Below are 22,061 nucleotides of genomic sequence, written 5' to 3' on the forward strand. Positions count from 1 at the left end.
TCATCTAAGGAAAGAGGTAAGCATGGAGCATTTTTTAACAAAGGTGTTAACCCGGCTGCAAGACTACCGCAGCAAAAATGGCATCGAACATACGCCCTACGATGCAAAGTACGACCAAAGCAACAACATCAAGGCAATTCATTTTCAGCTGTCTTATGGGCTCGGAAAATTCAGTATTGAACGAGACTTGGCCAACAATCGCATTGTGATCAAAGAGCGCCAATGGCAACAATGGGTTACCGTATTGTTCTTCGTCATTATGGCCATCCTAAATCCTGAGCAAACATGGCTACTATTCGCGGCAGCCACGATCAATATAGCTGTGTTAATCATCAAAGAGATTAAAATCGTTGCCCTAAAACGTTTTCTATTTGAGTGATCTTTCTGTCGCGCGCTAGCGTATCTCTGACTCAAATCAAAAAGGGATGAGGATGATTAAGATGACGCAGCAAGAGCTAATCGAACGTTTTGATGCACAAACACTGGCACCAACAATTATTAACACAGCCGATGCGACTCACTATTTAGTTGGCGGTGAAGATGAGCTTGGCAATTTCTATCAGCTAACCGCCCCAAACAAACGCCCCTTGTTATATTTTTCTTTAGACCAAGCCAAAACCCAACTCAAACAGATGGGATTGACTCATGCCCACTTTGAACTGTGTTCGGCCTATGATGAGATGATTGGCATAGAACCTCAAATTGCCGACAAGTCATCCATTGAAATACGGTTCTAAACCTAACCACTATGGAAACTCAGATAAAATTTACCAAAGCCCTTTTGGCATACAGTAGAGTCACCCACTGTGGTGAAAAGACCGCAAGAGGTTATCAATTTAACGATGTTGAAGTGTGGGCAGATTTCGATGGCTATACTTGTTACATGCAATCAGGGGGCGTGACGCTGACCTTGTTATTTCATGGCAAGTTTCTGCTTGAATATGACAGTAGAGATAAGCTTAAGCGTTTCATCAGGCAGCTCGATAAGTTAGCACATTAGTCGAGGATTGAGGATTTAAGATGCAACATATGAAACAGATGTTCGAAGGCTTCATTTTTGACTTAGATGGCACCTTAGTCAGTTCGTCACTGGACTTTACTGCACTCAAGGCCAGCATCAACTGCCCTCTAGATGAAGATATTCTGGCTTTTATGGAGCAGTTAAGCGGCCCGCAGCGGCATCAGGCCGAGCAGATTGTCGTCGCGGCAGAGCTTGACGATGCGCAGCAGTGCACGACACTGCATGGGACCTTAGCGTTACTGGACTTTTTGCTACTTCAACAAGTTCCCATGGCCATAGTAACCCGTAACAGTCAGCTGGCAGCCCAGTGTAAAATTGAACAAACCCAACTCCCCATTGAACTGGTGTTGACACGAGGCGATGGCCCCGCAAAACCCAATCCGAGCAGCTTAACACACATCAGTCACACTTGGGGAATTGCGCCAGATAAACTCGCCTACATCGGTGACCACCTTTACGATGTCCAAGCAGCTAACCGCGCAGGTATGCAGTCGGTGCTGCTGACTTTTGGCCAGAAAAAGCCCTACGAAGCCCAAGCAGCATATTGCTTCACAGACCCTATGCATATGCTTAAATCTATGCCTCTTTTACCACTATGCGCCTAATACTGCTGCTAGCACTGTGTGCAACGATGACATCAATAAATGCTTTTGCTAATGAGGCCAGCATGACAACACCTAAGGTTGAATCCCGACTCGTAGATTTTAGTGACAAGGAAGCCACTTGGACTATCGTTAATGACGGTGTCATGGGTGGACGTTCACACAGCGATTTTAAGGTTGAACACGATAGCGGGCGCTTTAGTGGTGTCGTGTCCCTCGAAAACAATGGTGGATTTGCATCGGTCAACAGAAGCGTACAGATCAGCAAAACCTTGCCTGCAGAATATAATAACCGTTGGAGAATTAACATCGACATCATAGGTGATGGCCGCACCTATCAACTCAGGCTCAGAAATCAGGCCGGCACAACCTTCAAAGCTGATTTTGAGACCCAGGCGGATACCCCCCAACAGCTGACCTTTAGTGCTAACGACTTTATCGAATCTTTTCGGGGACGAACATTCCCGCAAAACCCAAAACCCCAATGGAACGATCTGGTTACTATCGGTTTTCTCATCGCTGACAAACAGGCCGGTGAGTTTCAATTAACCGTCAAAGCAATAAACTGGTATCTCGAATAATTAAGCCTAAGTGGCTGTGTTTGATGACAAGTCAGTTAACCTTGATGAGAAAGAAATTCGATAATTTCATCCATGTTGAGATTGAAATCATCCGCTCTCACGCACTTTACAATCAAATCGTCAGCAGCGGTAGCAAGGTCAATATGATGACAAGCCTCAAAGTGATCCGGATTTAGCACGTAAAAAGGCCTCACCGTCGGCCTTATTGGATCTTCGGTATTATGACGTTCAACAATTGCTAAACGGTTTGACTCTAACTGCACCACAGAACCAACAGGATAAACCCCCATACATTTAATAAAGTGATCAACCAATTGCACATCCAGCTCATTATTTTTAGCCAGCACCCTTAGAATGCTAAAAGCTTTTACTTGCGGATACCCCGACTTATAACAGCGCGTAGAGGTCAACGCATCAAAAATATCGCAAATCGCAATCATGCGACCATAGGTCGATATCTCCCGTTCCGGTAATCCATTTGGATAGCCCTTACCATTGAGTTTTTCATGATGTAGACGTGCAACTTCAAGGCTTAATGAACTGATATTGGGTGTATTTTTAATAGTACGAATAGAGTACGTGGCGTGGGTTTTCATTATCGCAAACTCATCATCAGTCAGTTTTCCCGGCTTATTGAGAATATGCTCTGGGATCATGATTTTGCCCACATCATGCAAAAATGCGCCAATGGCTAAATGATGCACAATCTCTTTATCTATCTTCAAGTAGAAAGCAAAAATACTCATCAACACAGACACTGCAACCGAGTGCTCTAGCAGGTACTGATCTTTATGGCGGATATTAAGCACACAGGCCAATGCATCAGGATTATCAAAAATCAGGTCAATAGACTGCTCTGTTACCGCCTTTACCGGTGCCAAATTTAGTGGCACACCGTTTTTGGCATCATGGAAGATTTTTTGCTGTATCGACTTAGACTCTTCAAATACTTGTTTGGCTTTAACCAGTTCACTGGAGAAAAATCGTGAGTTGGGAGGGGGTGACTGGCGTTTCTCTGGGCGCGTGACTGACTTACCTACCTGACGTGATTTAGCCTTATCAATCAACAGCCTTTCAACACCTTTCGCTTTCAGAGCATTAATGATCCGCTCATCTTCTACCCAGCCTTGAGATGACAACCTAAACCTGTCTTTAGGAAAACTGATATCGACGATATACATTCCAACACTCAATTGTGAAATGTCGCGCTCAACAATCATATTTTACGATCCATGTCTGTTACCGAAAGGATAACTTATTGCGAATCTCTATAAACTATCACCAAACCTATTCTAAGGTAAATTAAAGCATTCATTTTATAGGACGTTTATCAAAAATATCTATGTGTTCGCAAAGAGAATAAGCTACTGTTGCAACATTGAAAGTCCCACCGTTAGCGAGATGTAAATAGCGAATTATTTTTATGCAGTGGCTTGTGGATTGGGACCCTAAACTTTTGCTGCGTATTCTAAGCATGCTACACTCACACCCAGTTTTATTTTTAATTTACCTAAGAGTTACTATGAAACAACTGCTCGACTTTTTGCCTTTAGTCATCTTTTTCGCTGTGTATAAATTCTTTGATATTTATGTCGCTAGTGGGGCACTTATCGCCGCGACTGCGCTACAACTTATTATCACCTATCTGTTATACAAAAAGATCGAAAAAATGCACCTGATCACATTTGCCATGGTCAGCTTTTTCGGTACGCTAACGCTTATTTTCCATGACGATGCATTCATCAAATGGAAAGTCACTGTCGTCTATGCCATGTTTGCCATCGCACTGGCGGTCAGCCAATGGATCAATAAGCCGATCTTAAAAGGGATGCTAGGTAAAGAGCTTGTGGTTGCCGATAGAATATGGGCGCGAGTGACTTGGTACTGGGTGCTGTTTTTCCTCTCATGTGGCCTAATCAATATCTACGTCGCATTCAGTCTCTCGCAGGAAACTTGGGTGAATTTTAAAGTCTTTGGGCTTACCGCCCTCACCTTAGCCAATACTGTGATCACCGTAATGTATCTTTACAAACACATGCCTGAAGAACATAAAAAGGAACTCAAATAATGTGGTACATGATTTCGTCTCAAGATGTTGAAAATAGTTTAGAAAAGCGTATGGCTGCTCGTCCAGATCATTTAGCTCGCTTGCAAACCCTATCGGATGAAGGCCGTTTATTGGTCGCAGGCCCACATCCTGCCGTCGACAGTGACAACCCAGGTGACGCCGGTTTTACCGGTTCGCTCGTGGTGGCGGATTTTGACTCATTAACCGCGGCGCAAGCTTGGGCTGACCAAGACCCTTATATTGCCGCTGGCGTTTATGAAAGCGTTATTGTTAAGCCATTTAAACGTGTTTTGCCATAATCTAAACACCAAGGAATGATGTTTTGAAAATTGTATCTTTTAATATCAATGGATTAAGAGCTCGACTACATCAGTTGCAAGCCTTAATCGATAGCCACTCACCAGACATTATCGGCCTGCAAGAAACCAAGGTACACGATGAAGCATTCCCTTTAGCCGATGTTGAAGCGATGGGGTATCAGGTCCACTTTCACGGCGGAAAGGCCCATTACGGTGTTGCAATGCTGTCAAAAATGGCGCCCACTAAGATACAAAAAGGCTTTCCTACGGACCTTGATGACGCACAGCGACGGATGATCATGGGCACATTTACGCAAGAAAATGGCCGTCCACTGACCGTGCTCAATGGTTACTTTCCTCAGGGTGAAAATATTGCTCATGAGACCAAGTACCCCGCAAAACGTAAATTTTATCAAGATCTGATGATGTACCTAAACGAGTACCATACTCGCGATGAAGATATCGCCATCATTGGTGATATCAATATCTCGCCCGTTGATCTTGATATAGGCATTGGTGAACCAAACGCTAAGCGTTGGTTAAAAACCGGTAAATGCAGTTTTCAACCAGAGGAACGAGAGTGGCTAAAGACCTTATTAGATTGGGGCTTAATCGACACTTTCCGTCAGCTGTATCCTGACCGCAGCGAGCGTTATTCATGGTTTGACTATCGTAGTAAAGGGTTTGACGATAACCGTGGACTACGTATTGACGTGGTCCTAGCGACCCCTTCATTGGCCGCGCGTTTAATCGAGTCGGATGTCGACTATGATCTACGAGGCATTGAAAAGCCATCGGATCACGCGCCTATTTGGAGCACGTTCAAATAGCCATTAAAAAGGTTCAATAGCTTAAGCTATTGAACCTTTATTATATTCGACCTATCACACTCTCTGCAGACGATATTTTAATTAGCTAAGTCGATATTGAGTCAAAATTGACTCTAGTTCTGTCGAGGAGACTTTCAGCTCTGCGGCCAAACCTACCGAACGCTCTGCTGTATCCTTAATCGTCTGCGACTGATCACGGATATCATTGAGCTGGGCGGCGATATCTCTTGCTGACACACTTTGCTCCTCTGCAGACGCCGCTATTTGTGAACTCATATCAAATACATGATTAATGGAATCGGCCATGGTATCCACATCGCTACCAACGGTTTCTATCGCACCACGCCCGAGCTCTGCTTGTTCAACAATCTGATGAGTGATATTCGACAGTTGTGTCGACCCAGTTTGTAGTCCCTCAATCATAGACTGGATCTCGACCGTCGCTTGCTGAGTCCGTCCCGCTAGCGTTCTGACTTCATCTGCAACCACAGCAAAGCCGCGACCTTGCTCGCCTGCCCTCGCCGCTTCTATCGCAGCATTAAGTGCCAGCAGGTTGGTCTGTTCAGAGATACCATTAATGGTGGTAACCACCGCCCCGATTTCATTCGCATTACCCGATAACTGGTCCACCGAACTTGAGGCCGCGCCAATCTGAGTGGTTAATTGAGCAATACGGTTAACCGCTTCGGCGATACGTACTTTACTGTCTGCCGCTGCCGTTGAATTTTGTTTGGTATGCTCAGAGGTATTAGCCGCGTTATGAGATACCTCCTCAATCGCAGCAGTCATCTGATCCATCGCCACTGCGACAGTATCGAGAAACTGATGCTGAAAATGTGCTAACTCATCATTCTGCTTCGCTTGTTGATTAAACTCGTCCGATGCATGAGATAAGGTGGCAGCATTTTTTCCAATAGCCGTCACCATCTCACTCATATTATCCGCACTGCGGTCTATTTCACGAGCGATCATACTAAAGTCATCGGTACCAAAAAAGTTGAGTCTGAAAGAGAGATCACCGTCAGCAAGGCGTTTGATAGCGATATACATATCCCATAACCCGCCACCCAATGAGGTTGAAATCCAATAACTTAACTGACATAAGGGATAGAGTGACAACAGCGCTACCCAGAACATCCATTGACCGTTACTTTTTGCCCCCTGCTCCCATGACGCAACGTTCACCGTCGATTGTAAATACTGACCATTAACCGCAGCGCTAACAGTCACATTATCACCTTGGCGAGATCTGTTTTCACGTGACCCCAATTGCAAACCATGTCGCTGCGCAAACTGAGACAATGCAGTCCCAGTTAAACTTTGTTGCTCGGCAACATTAGCATAGCTGTCAAGGGCGGCTTGTGCCCGTGCCATCGAACTTTGACCGGCATGCTCAGACACTTGATTGAGATTAAACAGGGCGACGACTAATGTAATAACACCGACCATAGAACAAACTAGCCAAAACTTTCCATTTAGGCTTAGTTTAATCATCAAGGCATCAATCTTTCTAAATTGAATCTCTTTCATGGAAACTCACTTATTATTTTATCTGGCTTGACTATTCGCGTTGACACGTGCCACCAGGTGGCTTGTTAACTGCGCTACTGGGATGCTTTAACTATACGTAACTTAATAGCAGGCAGTGTTTTTTGCGTAAAACAGACCAGCTGTTCAGTTAATAGTGTCATGCTATAACCTAATAAGGCCCCTAGCAATAAAGGCGGAATAATATTGATAATATCGCCCCCCATCGCGAAGGTGATACAGCAACCAATAAAGGCCCCTGGAATAAAGGATAGTTTGTGATAGCTAGCTTGCAAACACATAAGTGCGGTGACAATGCCCGTTAGCAAATAGCCAACCAGTTGTGTCTCGAAAAAACTACTGCCAGAAATCACCACCCAAGCCCAAAACACGCCAGACAAATTGGTCAGCCAACTCATCAACACGCCTTGAAAACCTGCTTTAGGTTGAGCGAAATAGGTACTGCACGCAAGAAAGCCAATCCAAGTGACTAAGTGAAATGTATCGGCAACCCCAGCCCAAATAGCAGCGAGAATGCCGGCCGACAAAGCGACCTGCCAACGGTTTTCCATGTATGACCCCTCATTACATTGGAATATTATTTTTGGTTAAATTACTTCAAATTGATAAACAAAAATAGGATCTAGGCCAAATAAACCAGATCTGATGTTACTAAATTGCAAAATATGAGTGATTTGTAGTAAAAAAACACAAATTATTTTGAGGTTGTCACTAGAGATCGTGACAAAAGGCGAGATTATTGATGCTGTTTTTGCGCTATCGCTGGCAAAATACGATTGCTTCGCCCTGTACCTTCACTTAATGGCGGGGCGAAGCATTCATCGTATATGCAATAGACGCTAATCGCGCTTAGCCAAAGAGTTGATCAGCCACGAAGGGGTTTTGATCGCGTTCAACACCAAAATTGGAAATAGGCCCGTGACCCGGAATAAAGGTCACATCACGACCCAATGGCCAAAGCACTGTGGTGATAGATTCAATCAAGTCATTATGGTTGGACATCGGAAAATCTGTACGACCAATGGAGCCTTTAAAAAGAACATCGCCTACCCAGGCAAGCTTGTCTTGAGCACTAAAAAAGACAATGTGACCAGGCGTATGTCCAGGACAATGCAGTACCCGTAGGCTTTGCTCACCTACCGAGACGGTATCACCCGCATTAAGATACTGATGTGGCGTAAATCCCTCTACAGGTAAAAAACCAAAGTGTTTACTCTGATCCGGCAGGGACGACAGCCAATACTCATCATCTTTATGGGGGCCAATTATCGACACACCTGTCGATTCACTCAATGCCTTAGCCCCACCCACATGATCAATATGACCATGCGTTAGTAAAATCTTTTCCAGTGTCAAACCATGATGTTCGAGTTGCTGCTCGATGCGATTAATATCGCCACCGGGATCGACAACCGCAGCTAACTTACTTTTTTCACACCAAATAATACTGCAGTTTTGCTGAAAAGGCGTGACTGGCACAATTTGATACTTCATCTTTACATTCCACTTTTACTGACTAGCCATAGATTACGTTAAGCTGAGTGTTTTCACTAACATCTGTTACAAAAATATTGATCTGAGATAAGCTATCCGCACCGATATTTTTTGTATACAATTTGCCCCTATCTGGCCATGCTATTTTATACAGGGTAATTATGCACACTCGGCAAATTCTGGCAGGTATTCATGCCATCAAACACACCTTCACACTCCCACTAGACTATAGCCAACCCAATGGTGAGCAGATCACCGTATTTGCCCGCGAACTCAGAGGGACAAGCCCACAAGACAGTACACGACCTTTTATAGTCTTTTTTCAAGGTGGACCCGGATTTGGCGCGATCAGACCGGCCGCCAATAACGGCTGGATAAAACGCGCCCTGAAAGAGTTCAGGGTTTTACTGCTCGACCAACGTGGCACAGGACTCTCGACTCCTGTCAGCCACGCCTCGCTTAGCCATTTAGATTCTGCCCAGCAAGCTACCTACCTGAGTCATTTTAGGGCTGATAATATCATTCGCGATGCAGAGGCCATTCGTCAGTCCATCGCCAATGGCGATAAGTGGAGTATTTTGGGGCAGAGCTTCGGTGGGTTTTGCGTACTTAAATATTTAAACGATGCACCTGAAGGGTTAAGTGAAGCCTACATCACAGGTGGTATTCCCTCATTAAGTCGTCCAGCCGAACAAGTCTATCAAGCGACCTATCGCCGTGTACTCAGCAAAAATGCAGACTTCTTTACCCGCTTTCCTGACGCCCAAACGCTAATAAAACAATTAGCAGAGCATATTGCTCACCATGATGTCAGAATTGCCACAGGCGAGCGGCTCACTGTTGAGATGTTACAACTGTTAGGTATTAATATCGGCATGGAGCAGGGCCCAGAGTCGGTGTATTACTTACTTGAACAAGCTCTAATCGATACCGCCGCGGGTCCCCAAGTCAACCCTCTATTTTTGGCCCATTTTTGTCAGCTATTAGATTACAACACCAACCCTATCTTCGCGCTGCTGCACGAAAGCATCTATTGTCAAAAAGACGCGTCGAACTGGGCTGCACAGCGTGTGCGCAGTGTCTACAGTGAATTTAACTATGAGGCCGATAAGCCATTTTTATTCACTGGCGAAATGGTGTACCCCTGGTTTTTTGAGCAGTTTACTAACTTAAAACCGCTTAAACATGCCGCACACCTACTAGCAGAAAAAACAGACTGGCCAAACTTGTACGATCAAGAAAGGCTGATTGATAACCAAGTGCCAGTGGCCGCGGCTATTTATAGCGAAGATATGTTTGTTGAGATGCAGTATAGCCTCGAAACTGCAGCATCGGTGGGTAACTTAACCTATTGGTTAACATCGGAATATGAGCACAATGGTATCCGCATGGATGGCGAGCATATTCTCGACAAGTTGATCGCCCTTAATCGTGGCGAGCAGCTAAGATAGCTACATTGCTAAACCATAAAAAAACGCCAGCGAGATGATTGCTGGCGTTTGCTTTAGTGGAGATAAAAATTAACGTCTAGAAACCTTCGACACCTTTCATATCAGGTAAGTGGTGAGCAATACCTTTATGACAGTCGATACAAGTCTTTTCACCGCTAGCTAATGATGTGGAGTGCATATTAGCCGCTCGTGGAGATTGACGTGTAAAGTCCATGTAATCAAAGTTATGACAGTTACGGCACTCTAATGAATCATTCGCTTTTAAGCGTGTCCATTCATGCTCAGCTAACTCTCGACGCTTTGCTTCAAACTTATCGCGTGTATTAATGGTGCCAAATATTTTACCCCACACCTCTTTCGAGGCTTGCATCTTACGCGCGATTTTATCTGTCCAGTTATGTGGTACGTGACAATCAGGACAAGTCGCTCTTACGCCGCTTCGGTTAGTAAAGTGTATGGTGGTTTTTAGCTCCTCATACACATTATTTTCCATCTCATGGCAGCTGATACAGAAGGCCTCTTGGTTGGTCGCCTCTAGCGCGGTGTTAAACCCACCCCAGAAAATTACCCCAGCGACAAAGCCACCCAACGTCAGAAACCCTAAGCTGTAGTGAACGCTTGGCTTTCTTAACACTGTCCACACCTTTTGCAGGCTAGATAGTAGTTTCGCTATCATGTCAGCTCCTAGTGCTTATTGTTGGTATTGGTATCAGCATTGATCAAGTGATCCATATCGACAAAGTCATTTTCAACTAACAACTTAGCATCGAGCTGCGGCACATGGCATTGAGTACAGAAATAACGTCTAGGCGACAACTCGGCCAAGAAATTATTTTCTCTATCCATATAGTGGGTCACACTCACCATTGGCGCCTGAGAGTCTCCCGTACGCTTACGCGCATGACATGACATACACTTGTTCACCTTCAGATCGATTTGATAACCATCAATCTTATGAGGAATCACTGGTGGCTGCATTGGGTAGTTACGCACCTCTTTTATATCGGTGTTTCTCACCTTTTGCATCGCTGGCGGTGTTGGCTCAACATTCAGTGGTGTTTCTCTTAAAGTGGCAATCTTTTCGTCAGGTACACTGGCTGATTGCGCTGTGAATGTCACGCCAACGGTTAGACTCACCATCGCGGCTAATGTCACAAGTTTTACTGTTTTCATGGTGATTCTCCTTACGCCTTAACCACTTTAACCGCACATTTCTTAAAGTCTGTTTGCTTAGACAATGGATCTGTCGCATCAAGGGTAACTTTATTAATGAGCTGGCTGGCATCAAACCAAGGTACAAACACCAATCCAACAGGAGGCTTATTACGACCACGAGTCTCAACGCGCGTCTTAATCTCACCTCGACGTGAAATCACTTTCACTTCATCACCACGACGTAGGCCACGCTTCTTCGCATCATCAGGATGCATAAAGCAGACTGCATCAGGGAAAGCACGATAAAGCTCAGGTACACGTTGGGTCATAGAACCTGAGTGCCAATGCTCTAGCACTCGACCCGTAGATAACCAGATATCGTACTCTTCATCTGGAGACTCTGGAGGCGCTTCATAGGGTAGAGCGAAGATCACTGCGCGGCCATCTGGCTTACCGTAGAACTCAAAGCCTTTACCTGGTTTCACGTAAGGATCAGAACCTTCCCGGAAACGCCATTTAGTCTCTTTACCATTGACCACAGGCCAGCGCAGACCGTGAACCTCATGATAGGTTTCAAATGGCGCAAGATCATGGGCATGACCACGGCCAAAAGTGGCATACTCTTCAAACAAGCCCTTTTGAACATAATATCCAAAGTGCTGAGCTTCTTCGTTCATAAACTTAGGATCGGTTTGCTCAAGCGGGAACTTATCTACATTGCCATTTTGATAAAGCACTTCAAATAGTGTCTTACCTTTAAATTCAGGGTTAGCCGCTAATACATCTTTTGGCCACACTTCATCGGTAGTAAAACGCTTTGAGAATTCCATCAACTGCCACAGATCAGAACGAGACTCACCAGGTGCTTTGACCATTTGATGCCAGAACTGTGTACGGCGCTCAGCGTTACCGTAAGCACCCTCTTTTTCCACCCACATTGCAGTAGGTAAAATCAAGTCAGCAGCTTGTGTGGTCACCGTTGGATAAGCATCGGATACAACGATGAAGTTTTCAGGGTTACGGTAACCAGGTAGTCCCTCTTCGTTGATGTTGGGACCCGCCTGCATATTATTGTTCACCTGCACCCAGTAAGCGTTGATATCACCATCTTTTAGGCGGCGATTCTGCTCAACAGCGTGGTAGCCAGGTTTCGGCGGAATTATGCCATCTGGAATTTTCCAAATCTTCTCTGCAATCGCTCTATGCTTAGGATTTGCAACAACCATATCTGCAGGTAAACGGTGTGAGAAAGTTCCCACTTCACGTGCGGTACCACAAGCAGAAGGCTGACCCGTTAATGAGAACGGGCTGTTACCTGGCGTCGAGATTTTGCCAGTAAGAAGATGAATGTTGTAAATGAGGTTATTACACCACACGCCACGCGTATGCTGATTGACACCCATGGTCCAAAATGACGTCACTTTAGTGTTCGGATCGGCATACATCTTAGCCAATTCGATCAGTTTTTCTTCAGGAACACCAGAAAGTTTACTGACCGACTTAACATCATAGTCAGCCACAAATGCTTTAAATGCTTCAAAATCAATTGGCGTAGATTTACCCGCCGTCTTAACATTCTTAGCTTTCATCTGTAGAGGGTGTGTAGGACGAAGGCCGTAACCGATATCGGTTTCCCCCTTACGGAAGTTAACGTGCTTGTTAACAAAGTCCCAATTTACCGCGTCATTTTGAATGATGTAGTTAGCGATAAAGTTAAGCATCGCCAGATCGGTATTTGGTGTAAAAATCATACCCAGATCAGCCAGATCGAAGGATCTGTGTTCATAGGTAGACAAGACAGCAACATTGACATGAGGCGCACTTAAACGGCGGTCTGTCACTCGGCTCCAAAGGATCGGGTGCATCTCTGCCATGTTAGAGCCCCACAGCACAAATGCGTCGGCCGCTTCCATGTCATCGTAACAGCCCATGGGCTCATCGATACCGAAGGTACGCATAAAGCCACCTACCGCCGATGCCATGCAGTGACGAGCGTTAGGATCAATGTTGTTGGAACCAAAACCGGCCTTCATCAATTTCGAAGCCGCATAACCTTCCCATACGGTCCACTGGCCAGAGCCAAACATACCAACGGCTGTTGGACCTTTTTTCTTAATGGTTTCCTTCCACTTTTGCGCCATGGTATCGAAGGCAGTATCCCAGCTGATAGGCGTAAAATCGCCGTGCTTGTCGTACTTGCCGTCAGTCATACGCAGCATAGGTGTTTGCAACCTATCTTTGCCGTACATGATCTTAGATAAGAAGTAACCTTTAATGCAGTTTAAACCGCGGTTAACTTCACTTTCTGCATCACCGTGGGTGGCAACGACTTTGCCATCTCGGGTACCAACAATGACCGAACAACCAGTACCGCAAAAACGGCATGGTGCTTTGTTCCACTCAAGTTTAGTTTCTGCTGAACTGGTAATTAAGTTGCTAGCCGTAGTCGGTAGCGCCAAACCAGCGGCGGTAGCTGCAGTTAATGCCGCATTAGCCTTCATAAATTCGCGTCTATTCATCTTCATTTTTCACCCTCTTCAAGCACTTCACTTTGGTGATAAACCATGGCCGCCGACAGTACACCCTCAATGCCGTTAATCGCTTCGATATCTGCCATTAATCCTTTTTGAGTCTCACCCTCTAACACCACGACTAGCTTGACCTCATCGTTAACTGACAACTCAGCGTTCTCCATCGTTAAAATGGTCTGCCTAACATTAGACATTTGTTCAGGCCTGACCTGAACCACTAAGCTTGTGACGTGAAGTTCTTTGCTCATTTGTAAATCACTCTTTATTTTATTTATTAGATGGCAGTGGTTTAGCCTGCGCCTGGCGGTCCCATCACTATCTGGCCAAACCAAATAGCAAATCCCAGCCCAGACACGAGTAACACTGACAGCAGTGGAGCAAGAAAAACGGTTAGAAAGATAAATATTTTTAACTCTAAGCTTTTTTCTTCATTTGATGTGGAACTCATGCATCCTCCAACGGGTCATGTCGGTTTTACACTTAGGTGCAGAACACTTACACAAACGTAATTTTGTTAAGTAAGACAGCCTTATACAGTGCCAATCTCCTTACGCACTATGGTATCAATAATTTGTTAACATTCTGTATACCCCTAAATCGGTAAAAGCTACACCCGCTTGATCCAGATCATCCTTTTATCGCTGATACTACCTAGATCACCCTGTGTAAGCGTCGTTTTCGATTGAGAAAGCAGCAAAATGAATACATTAGCTATTCATAAACCTCTAAAACATAGACTGTTATAGTGCAATTTGTAAGCAGAACTGTGATCTAAATCCTGAAAATATCCCCTTAGGAGTACATGGTTTTTATAAGGCCAAAAAAAAGCACCTTAACTAAGGTGCTTTTAATAAGATTTAACGGTTAGGTTTCACTGATTTGGTGCATGATCCGTTTTTCAGAGATCGGATAGGCCGTTCCCAAGACTTGAGCAAAACAGGAGACACGATACTCCTCTATCATCCAACGCGCATCAATGAGCGCTTCAGGAATCGGTATGGTCCGTGGGACTTTTGCTAATTGCTCATCAAGTAGCTTCTGTACGTTATTGATACTATGAAGATGCAGACGGTCGCGGTTAGGATCCACAGGTAACTTATCTAAACGGTTATCAATCGCTTTAAGGTAGCGCACTAAATCAGGTAAACGCTGCCAGCCACACTGCTCGACAAAGCCCTTGAACACCAGTTTATCCAACTGTGCTTGTATATCACTCATCGCAAACGCGATATCTAAACTAATTTTGCCTTTTAGGCGCTTCTTGACCTTTTGGTATAAGGTTAAAATCTCTTCGACTTTTAGGGCTATTTTGGCTGCTGTGGGGTTTAACTCCTGACGCACCCAATCTTTAGCTTGGTCAAATTGCTCTGCGTTACGAACATCGAGGCCTTTTTCATCGAGCAGTTGCTGCACTGCCGCCGACAAAATATCATCAATAAGAATATGTACCTGGCCAAATGGATTAAAATACATCGCCAGTTTTGCCTTGTTCGGCAAACTGTTCTGCAGATGTTTTACCGGCGACGGAATGTTAATCAGCAATAGACGTTGTAAGCCGTTGCGATGCACTCGACTTGCCTCATTTTCATCATCAAACAATTTGATCGACACACTGGTTCTATCATCCACCAACGCAGGAAATGCTTTGACTTCAAAGTTACCTTTACGTTTTTCATACTGCTTAGGCAAACTGCCAAAATTCCATTCGGTTAGGTCTGCTTTTTCGATACCCGTTTCAGCGACATTACGAATGGCCTGAGTCACCTGCCCCTGCAATTGCGACTTCAATGTCTCCAGATCACGACCTTGGCTGATCACTTTGCCCTTGTCATCTTCAACATTAAAGTTAATCAACAGATGCGCAGTGAGCTGCGATAGATCGAAATCTTCTGGGGATATTCGTACGCCGCTCATGCGCAATAACTGCTTACACATGGCATCGAGCAAACCAATATCGGTGGCTTTCATCGCCTGTAAGCACGCTTTAGCATAATCAGGGGCTGGCACAAAGTTACGCCGTAATGCCTTGGGCAGCGACTTAATCAGCGCGATACATTTCTCTTCCCGAAGACCTGGCACTAACCAATCAAATCCCACACTGTCTATCTGATTAAGCAGTGCAACGGGAATATGTACCGACACGCCATCGTCAATGGCTGATGGTTCAAAATGATAACTTAGACCGAGCTTAAGATTCCCCTGATGCCAATAGTCGGGAAAATCGAGCGCTGATACGTGGTCATCGCTGCGTTTCATTAACTGATCACGCTCAAAATCGAGTAAATCAGGATGACTTCGCTTCTCTTTTTTCCACCAGCTTAGCAGCTTTGGCGCGTTGTAGATCCCTTGAGGGATCCGTGGTTCATAGAAGTCGACGAGCGCCTGCTCATCAACCAAAATATCTCGTCGCCGAGATTTATGCTCCAGAGCTTCGATATCTTGCAGTAAGTTGCGATTTTTAACAAAGAAGGCTTCATTGGTGCGCAATTCACCCTCAGCAAGCGCGCTCCGAATAAAGATCTCTCGCGCTTCAATTGGATTAACAGGCCCATACTGCGCCCGTCGTCGATTGACAATCGTTAACCCATAGAGCTGTTGGTTTTCAAGGGCGATAACACTGCCCTGTTTAGCCTCGAAATGGGGTTCTACATAGTTTTTCTTAACCAGGTGGGCCGCTAGCGGCTCAACCCATTCCGGTTGGATTTTGGCACAGCATCTTGCAAACAAACGCGACGTCTCGGTCATCTCAGCGGCCATAATCCATTTAGGCCCTTTCTTAGCAAGTGGCGAACCAGGGAAGACGAAAAACTTGCGATTTCGTGCCCCAAGGTATTCATTATCTTTATCTTTAAAACCAATGTGGCTAAGCAAGCCAGTCAGCAGCGCCTTATGCAACAGCTCATAATCTGCGGGCTCAGCATTGAGTTTCCACTTTAAATCATGCACTGCCTGACGTAACTGCGCGTAAAGATCTTGCCACTCACGCACGCGCAGATAAGCCAAAAACTCCTGCTTACATAACTTTCTAAACTGGCTTGCCGACAGTGCTTTTTGCTCTGTCTTGATATGGTCCCAAAGCTTAACCCATGAGATAAAGTCCGAATCTTTATCACTAAAGCGACGATGCGCCTCATCAGCCGACTGTTTTTTATCCATGGGGCGTTCACGTGGGTCCTGAATCGACAGGCCTGCGGTGATCACTAACACTTCATGTAAACAACCAAATTCGTTGGCCTGCACAACCATTCTTGCCAACCTTGGATCAACAGGAATGGATGCCAATTGACGCCCAAGTGGGGTTAGTTGCAGTTGGCCTTTATGCTTTTTGACCGACTGCAACTCTTCAAGTAATAGGAAGCCATCACGGATATAGCGAGAATCGGGTGGCTGAATAAACGGAAAACCTTCAATATCACCCAGACCAATCGCTAGCATCTGCAAAATCACCGAAGCCAAGTTGGTGCGCAGAATTTCGGGATCGGTAAACTCAGGACGATTATTGAAATCTTGTTCATCATACAGACGAATACAGATCCCCGGTGCGACACGGCCACAACGTCCTTGACGCTGGTTAGCACTCGCCTGTGAAATGGGCTCAATTGGCAGACGCTGTACCTTAGTACGGTAGCTATAGCGGCTTATCCGTGCCGTACCTGGGTCAATAACATAACGAATCCCTGGTACTGTTAATGAGGTTTCGGCCACGTTGGTCGCCAAAACGATGCGGCGGCCAATATGGCTCTTGAACACCTTAGATTGTTCGCCATAAGAGAGTCTGGCATAGAGAGGTAATATCTCAGTGTCACGGTATTGTTGCTTATTAAGCTGATCGGCTACATCACGGATCTCGCGTTCGCCATTCATAAAAATAAGAATGTCACCTTGGCCTTCGGCCATTAGTTCTTCAACGGCGGCAAAAATACCATCGGTCAAATCGAGATCGGCGTCTTGCTCTTGCACTAACGGGCGGTAACGTGTCTCTACGGGGTAGGTTCTACCTGAAACCTCAATCACTGGAGCATTGTCAAAATGCTTAGAAAAACGCTCAACGTCGATTGTTGCCGAGGTAATGATCACTTTAAGATCAGAGCGTTTTCTTAGTACATTTTTTAGATAACCGAGGATAAAATCGATGTTGAGGCTACGTTCATGGGCTTCATCGATAATGATGGTGTCATATTGGTCCAGCAGCTTATCGGACGTCAGCTCAGCCAATAAAATACCATCGGTCATCAATTTGATGTATGAACTGGGCTTAATGGCGTCGGCAAAACGGACTTTAAAGCCGACCACTTCCCCTAGCGGACTGTTAAGCTCTTCAGCCACCCGGCTCGCAACACTGCGCGCTGCGAGTCGCCTTGGCTGCGTGTGCCCGATTAACCCCCGTGTACCTAGACCCAGCTCCAAACAGATTTTAGGTAACTGGGTCGTCTTACCTGAGCCAGTTTCACCTGCAATAATAACCACTTGGTTACCAGCGATCGCGCGAGCGATCTCATCGCGTTTTTGAGAGATAGGTAACTCTTCAGGGTAGTTAATCGTCGGCCGATTACTGCGCCGCTGCTCGACTTTCGCAGCCGCCTCGATAGCAAGCTGCTCCAACTTAGCGACTTCTTGGCTTTTCTTTTCTGCATCGGTTTGTTTATTAAGACGATAGAGACGACGCCTAATCCTCGCCGCATCGGCTTGATAACATTGCTTTAAGAAGGCATTAGAGAGGGGATGGCTAGGCGAGTTCAAATGCAAAATCCATTATCGAAAAACACAAAAGAGCGATCCTACCAATTAACGCGGTGATTTGGTATGGAAAATCGCTCTTAGTGGCCAATATGTCGCCACATTATGCAATTGGCTAAGGATCTGTTAAAAATCGTTTATGCAGGCTTCAAATAACACTCTTGCATGGACGTATTAATTGCCCCCAACACCGCATGTCGGTCAATAGTGCCTACCACTTTTCCATTATCAATCACCGGATAGATTTTAGGTTTAGGCTGCAGCATCTGCTCCGCGAGGGTAATTATTGGCAAATCTTTTGTCACTGTCAGTACATCACTGCGCATGCAGTCACTCACGTTAGCCACCAGATCACAATGATAGGTACTTTTTAACATGACAGCTAAACAATCTTGTTGCGACAAAAAACCCACTAAATGGCCTTGTACATCGACCACTGCCGCACCAATTTTTTTCTGCTTTACTAATTTCTCAACAGCGGCGGCCAGTGTCATATCGGCTTGTAATAACACAGGTTGACGGTCCATATAATCCACAACTTTCATTGATTCCATAGCCTAACTCCTTTTGAAGGTATTCATCTTAAGTGTATATAAGGTTGGTCTAAAAAGCCGAAGATTTAGCCGATATTATTTATAAGTAATAAAAACATGTGATTAGGAGCGAGTGACAAAATCCTACCCCGATCACAGACAAATAAATAGTTGCGACAATTTGTCCATAGTTACAATTTAAACATGATCTAGCTCATACGAATTAAGGGTAAAGGTTAGCCAAAATCACAAGAAGTCAAAAGGTTGATATACATCAATAATCAACTGCAAATTGCGGCCTAAACTTGATTACTGAATAGTGCCACTACATTTTCGCATCAAAATGACAACAAAGGGTTAACCATGGACACACATGCCGCCTTATATGAACAGGGAAAAGCGCGTCTTGAAATGTTACGCAGCTTAGAACCTCGTCATGCTCATTCATTGCAAACTAAAATGGAAGAACATGGCGTTACCCGCCGAGACTTTATGAAATGGAGCGCTGCTGTAACCGCAATGCTCGCACTGCCACTCCCCTTTAGCACCTTAGTCGCTGAAGCGGCAGAGCTGGCAGATAGAGCCCCCTTAATCTGGTTACACATGGCTGAGTGTACAGGATGTTCTGAATCACTCGTTCGCGCCGATACCCCTAACCTAGACTCTCTTATCTTCGACCACATCTCGCTTGAATACCATGAAACATTAATGGCCGCCGCAGGTTGGCAAGCTGAAGAGAACCTAGAACACGCTCTGGAGACCTATAAAGGCAATTACCTTTTAGCCGTCGAAGGAGCAATCCCCACGGCCAATAACGGTTCATTCCTAACGGTTGGCTGTAAAGGTCATACTGGACTCGAGATTATTAAGCATGCTGCCGAAGGCGCCGCCGCGATAATTTCTGTCGGGACTTGTGCCTCATTTGGTGGTGTGCAAGCCGCAGCACCAAACCCAACAGGTGCAAAAGGTGTTGACCAAATCGTCAATAAGACGGTCGTTAATTTAGGTGGTTGCCCACCAAGTGAGAAAAACATTGTCGGTACCCTGATGTATTTCATCATGTTCGGAAAATTACCCGCACTGGATATGTTTAACCGTCCTAAATGGGCTTACGGTGCGCGCGTTCATGACAACTGCGAACGTCGTGGTCGCTTCGACGCTGGCGAATTTGTCGAAGAGTTTGGTGATACCGGTGCCAAAGAAGGTTACTGTTTATATAAAGTTGGTTGTAAAGGGCCATACACCTATAACAACTGCCCCACAGAGCGCTTTAACCACCATACCAGCTGGCCCGTATTAGCAGGTCACGGCTGTATGGGCTGCTCAGAACCCAACTTCTGGGATGACATGGCAGATTTCGAAAAACCCCTCGGCAGACAGCTCCTTCATGGGCTCGATGCAACCGCCGACACAGTAGGCGCGGTTATTTTGGGTGCCACAGCTGTAGGTATCGGCGCTCACGCTGTTGCCAGCGTATTTGCCAATTCGAAAGAGGACTAATTCAATGAGCAAACGTGTAGTTATCGACCCTATCACTCGTATCGAAGGCCATTTGCGAGTCGAGGTCGAAGTTGACGAGAATAATGTTGTTCAAAAGGCCTGGTCTTCATCGACCCTCTGGCGTGGTATAGAGGTGATCCTAAAAGGTCGTACCCCCATGGACGTTGGCTTAATTGTTCAACGTATCTGTGGCGTATGTACCTACTCTCATTATCGTTGCGGCACAGAAGCCGTTGAAAATGCATTAGGAGTCAAGATCCCGCTTAACGCCAAATATCTACGTTCGTTAATGCAAACGTCGCTATATATGCATGATCATATTGTGCACTTCTACCATCTTCACGGCCTAGATTGGGTTGATGTGGTCTCGGCGTTGAGTGCCGACCCTGCTGCAGCGGCGCAAGTGGCGCTGAAATATACCGACAAGCCTATTGCTGCAGGTGAAGGTGAGCTTCGCGCCGTACAAGAGCGCGTAAAAGGCTTTGTTGAAACCGGTAAACTTGGCCCATTTGCTAACGCTTATTGGGGCAATGGCACCTATAAGTTTACCCCAGAGCAAAACCTGATTGCCCTATCTCACTACCTTAAAGCACTCGAGGTTCAGCGTGTTGCGGCTGAGATGTTGGCCATTTTCGGTGGTAAACAGCCTCATCCACAGTCATTAGTGGTTGGTGGAGTGACTTCGGTGCGTGACATGCTAAGCCCTGCTCGTCTACAAGAGTGGAAGCAAAAACACGCCATTGTGACTGACTTTATTCATCGCGCCTATAAAGCCGACATCGTCATGGCTGCTGAAGCATTTGGTGGAGAACCCAGCGTACTGGGCGGTGTTAACGTTAAGAACTTCTTGGCGACTAATGACTTTGTGCTCGCCGATGGTCAGTATATGTTCGACCAAGGTGTGATCATGAATGGCGACTTAGCCAACGTGTCAGACCTTAATCCTGAACTGATTAAAGAGGATGTTAGCCACGCTTGGTACACAGCCGATGGCCCACAACACCCATACGATGGCACTACAGTGCCTAATTATACAGGGTTTGTTGAGCGCGACACGGTTTACGGCAAGCTGCCCACCCTCGACGGTGATGGCAAGTACACTTGGGTTAAATCACCTCGTTATCAAGGTGAACCTGTTGAAGTGGGTCCACTTTCTAGTCTGCTAGTGAGCTACGCCCGCGGTAACAAGGTTGTCGTCGACGCCGTCAACGGCTTATTAGAAGTTACAGGTTTACCTGTTGCGGCGCTGTTCACCACTTTGGGACGCACCGCAGCTCGTATGTTACAAACTGTGATTGTGGCGGAAGAGGGACTGAAAACTTTCGATGCACTAATCCAAAACATTCAAGTTGATGACAGTACCTATGTGAAACCAGAGATGGATCCTAATCGTGAGTATGTTGGACATGCCATGATAGAAGCACCACGCGGTATGCTCAGCCATTGGATCCGCATTAAAAATGGCTTAGTAGAGAACTATCAAGCGGTAGTACCGACCACATGGAACGCGGGCCCAGTCGATGCCGAAGGCAAAGTAGGACCTTACGAAGCCTCGCTAGTGGGATTAAAGCTTGAAGATCCAACCAAACCGTTAGAAGTGATCCGTATCATCCACTCATTTGACCCTTGTATGGCATGTTCTGTACATGTGATGGATTACAAAGGCCAAGAGTTAGGTGAGTTCCGCATCGATCCAAACGGAAATAGTTAA

At 45.6% G+C, this 22,061-nt stretch carries 22 protein-coding genes; 11 read left to right on the forward strand and 11 right to left on the reverse strand.

What is annotated here, in order from left to right:
• The first annotated feature begins 22 nt into the window (after positions 1-22).
• The 5 genes from L876_RS0101185 (at position 23) to L876_RS0101205 (ending at position 2,204) form a co-directional block, all read left to right on the forward strand.
• Entirely contained in the window at positions 23-379 is a 357-nt protein-coding gene (locus L876_RS0101185; protein ID WP_028762106.1) for a hypothetical protein, read from the forward strand.
• 52 nt (positions 380-431) lie between these two features.
• Positions 432-737 carry a DUF6482 family protein gene (locus L876_RS20850; RefSeq protein WP_051412834.1) on the forward strand — a complete coding sequence of 102 codons (306 nt, stop codon included), beginning with the start codon at positions 432-434 and terminating at the stop codon, positions 735-737.
• A gap of 11 nt (positions 738-748) precedes the next feature.
• Positions 749-1,000 carry a DUF3081 family protein gene (locus L876_RS0101195; RefSeq protein WP_028762107.1) on the forward strand — a complete coding sequence of 84 codons (252 nt, stop codon included), beginning with the start codon at positions 749-751 and terminating at the stop codon, positions 998-1,000.
• 20 nt (positions 1,001-1,020) lie between these two features.
• Positions 1,021-1,626, forward strand: a complete 606-nt coding sequence (locus tag L876_RS0101200; protein ID WP_028762108.1) for an HAD family hydrolase — start codon at positions 1,021-1,023, stop codon at positions 1,624-1,626.
• Between the two features lie 62 nt (positions 1,627-1,688).
• Complete coding sequence (locus L876_RS0101205) at positions 1,689-2,204, forward strand: CIA30 family protein (RefSeq protein ID WP_037427706.1); 516 nt, start codon at positions 1,689-1,691, stop codon at positions 2,202-2,204.
• Between the two features lie 35 nt (positions 2,205-2,239).
• Here L876_RS0101205 and L876_RS0101210 read toward each other — a convergent pair whose 3' ends face one another.
• Positions 2,240-3,424: an HD-GYP domain-containing protein gene (locus L876_RS0101210; RefSeq protein WP_028762110.1), complete on the reverse strand. Its 1,185-nt coding sequence runs from the start codon at positions 3,422-3,424 to the stop codon at positions 2,240-2,242.
• Between the two features lie 302 nt (positions 3,425-3,726).
• Between L876_RS0101210 and L876_RS0101215 the strand changes: the two genes are divergently transcribed.
• From L876_RS0101215 to xthA, 3 genes are read left to right on the forward strand one after another with little or no spacing between them, the layout of a single operon-like run.
• Positions 3,727-4,272 (forward strand): septation protein A, encoded by a 546-nt coding sequence (locus tag L876_RS0101215; RefSeq protein WP_028762111.1) that lies wholly within the window; start codon positions 3,727-3,729, stop codon positions 4,270-4,272.
• Positions 4,272-4,571, forward strand: a complete 300-nt coding sequence (locus L876_RS0101220) for a YciI family protein (protein ID WP_028762112.1) — start codon at positions 4,272-4,274, stop codon at positions 4,569-4,571. The genes L876_RS0101215 and L876_RS0101220 overlap by 1 nt, the downstream gene beginning before the upstream one ends.
• Before the next feature lie 23 nt (positions 4,572-4,594).
• Positions 4,595-5,401: an exodeoxyribonuclease III gene (xthA, locus tag L876_RS0101225; RefSeq protein WP_028762113.1), complete on the forward strand. Its 807-nt coding sequence runs from the start codon at positions 4,595-4,597 to the stop codon at positions 5,399-5,401.
• A gap of 81 nt (positions 5,402-5,482) precedes the next feature.
• Here the strand turns inward: xthA and L876_RS0101230 are convergent, their stop codons facing one another.
• The 3 genes from L876_RS0101230 to L876_RS0101240 form a co-directional block, all read right to left on the reverse strand.
• Positions 5,483-6,931 carry a methyl-accepting chemotaxis protein gene (locus L876_RS0101230; RefSeq protein WP_028762114.1) on the reverse strand — a complete coding sequence of 483 codons (1,449 nt, stop codon included), beginning with the start codon at positions 6,929-6,931 and terminating at the stop codon, positions 5,483-5,485.
• Between the two features lie 74 nt (positions 6,932-7,005).
• Entirely contained in the window at positions 7,006-7,500 is a 495-nt protein-coding gene (locus L876_RS0101235) for a DUF1097 domain-containing protein (protein WP_028762115.1), read from the reverse strand.
• Positions 7,501-7,798: 298 nt separating this feature from the next.
• A complete protein-coding gene (locus tag L876_RS0101240) occupies positions 7,799-8,443 on the reverse strand; it encodes an MBL fold metallo-hydrolase (protein ID WP_028762116.1) in 645 nt (214 codons plus the stop codon).
• 161 nt (positions 8,444-8,604) lie between these two features.
• On the opposite strand from L876_RS0101240, the gene L876_RS0101245 reads away from it, so the two are divergent.
• The gene (locus tag L876_RS0101245; protein WP_028762117.1) at positions 8,605-9,894 is read left to right on the forward strand and encodes an alpha/beta fold hydrolase; all 1,290 of its coding nucleotides are present in this window, start codon (positions 8,605-8,607) and stop codon (positions 9,892-9,894) included.
• Positions 9,895-9,970: 76 nt separating this feature from the next.
• On the opposite strand, the gene L876_RS0101250 is transcribed toward L876_RS0101245, so the two are convergent.
• The 7 genes from L876_RS0101250 to L876_RS0101280 all read right to left on the reverse strand — a co-directional run bounded on the left by L876_RS0101250 (position 9,971) and on the right by L876_RS0101280 (position 18,871).
• Entirely contained in the window at positions 9,971-10,570 is a 600-nt protein-coding gene (locus L876_RS0101250) for a cytochrome c3 family protein (protein WP_028762118.1), read from the reverse strand.
• 8 nt (positions 10,571-10,578) lie between these two features.
• Complete coding sequence (locus L876_RS0101255; protein WP_028762119.1) at positions 10,579-11,067, reverse strand: nitrate reductase cytochrome c-type subunit; 489 nt, start codon at positions 11,065-11,067, stop codon at positions 10,579-10,581.
• 11 nt (positions 11,068-11,078) lie between these two features.
• Entirely contained in the window at positions 11,079-13,568 is a 2,490-nt protein-coding gene (gene napA, locus L876_RS0101260) for a nitrate reductase catalytic subunit NapA (RefSeq protein WP_028762120.1), read from the reverse strand.
• 2 nt (positions 13,569-13,570) lie between these two features.
• The gene (locus tag L876_RS0101265; RefSeq protein ID WP_028762121.1) at positions 13,571-13,828 is read right to left on the reverse strand and encodes a chaperone NapD; all 258 of its coding nucleotides are present in this window, start codon (positions 13,826-13,828) and stop codon (positions 13,571-13,573) included.
• Between the two features lie 41 nt (positions 13,829-13,869).
• Positions 13,870-14,028: a periplasmic nitrate reductase, NapE protein gene (locus L876_RS0101270; protein WP_028762122.1), complete on the reverse strand. Its 159-nt coding sequence runs from the start codon at positions 14,026-14,028 to the stop codon at positions 13,870-13,872.
• A gap of 416 nt (positions 14,029-14,444) precedes the next feature.
• Complete coding sequence (hrpA, locus tag L876_RS0101275) at positions 14,445-18,320, reverse strand: ATP-dependent RNA helicase HrpA (protein WP_028762123.1); 3,876 nt, start codon at positions 18,318-18,320, stop codon at positions 14,445-14,447.
• A gap of 134 nt (positions 18,321-18,454) precedes the next feature.
• Positions 18,455-18,871, reverse strand: a complete 417-nt coding sequence (locus L876_RS0101280) for a CBS domain-containing protein (RefSeq protein ID WP_028762124.1) — start codon at positions 18,869-18,871, stop codon at positions 18,455-18,457.
• Positions 18,872-19,213: 342 nt separating this feature from the next.
• Here L876_RS0101280 and hyaA point away from each other — a divergent pair, with 342 nt between their 5' ends.
• Together hyaA and hyaB are read left to right on the forward strand one after the other, a co-directional pair.
• The gene (gene hyaA, locus L876_RS0101285; protein ID WP_028762125.1) at positions 19,214-20,350 is read left to right on the forward strand and encodes a nickel-dependent hydrogenase small subunit; all 1,137 of its coding nucleotides are present in this window, start codon (positions 19,214-19,216) and stop codon (positions 20,348-20,350) included.
• Positions 20,351-20,354: 4 nt separating this feature from the next.
• Complete coding sequence (gene hyaB, locus L876_RS0101290) at positions 20,355-22,061, forward strand: nickel-dependent hydrogenase large subunit (RefSeq protein ID WP_028762126.1); 1,707 nt, start codon at positions 20,355-20,357, stop codon at positions 22,059-22,061.

Origin of the sequence: Shewanella colwelliana ATCC 39565 (assembly GCF_000518705.1) — a bacterium.
GTDB classification, from domain to species: Bacteria; Pseudomonadota; Gammaproteobacteria; order Enterobacterales; family Shewanellaceae; genus Shewanella; species Shewanella colwelliana.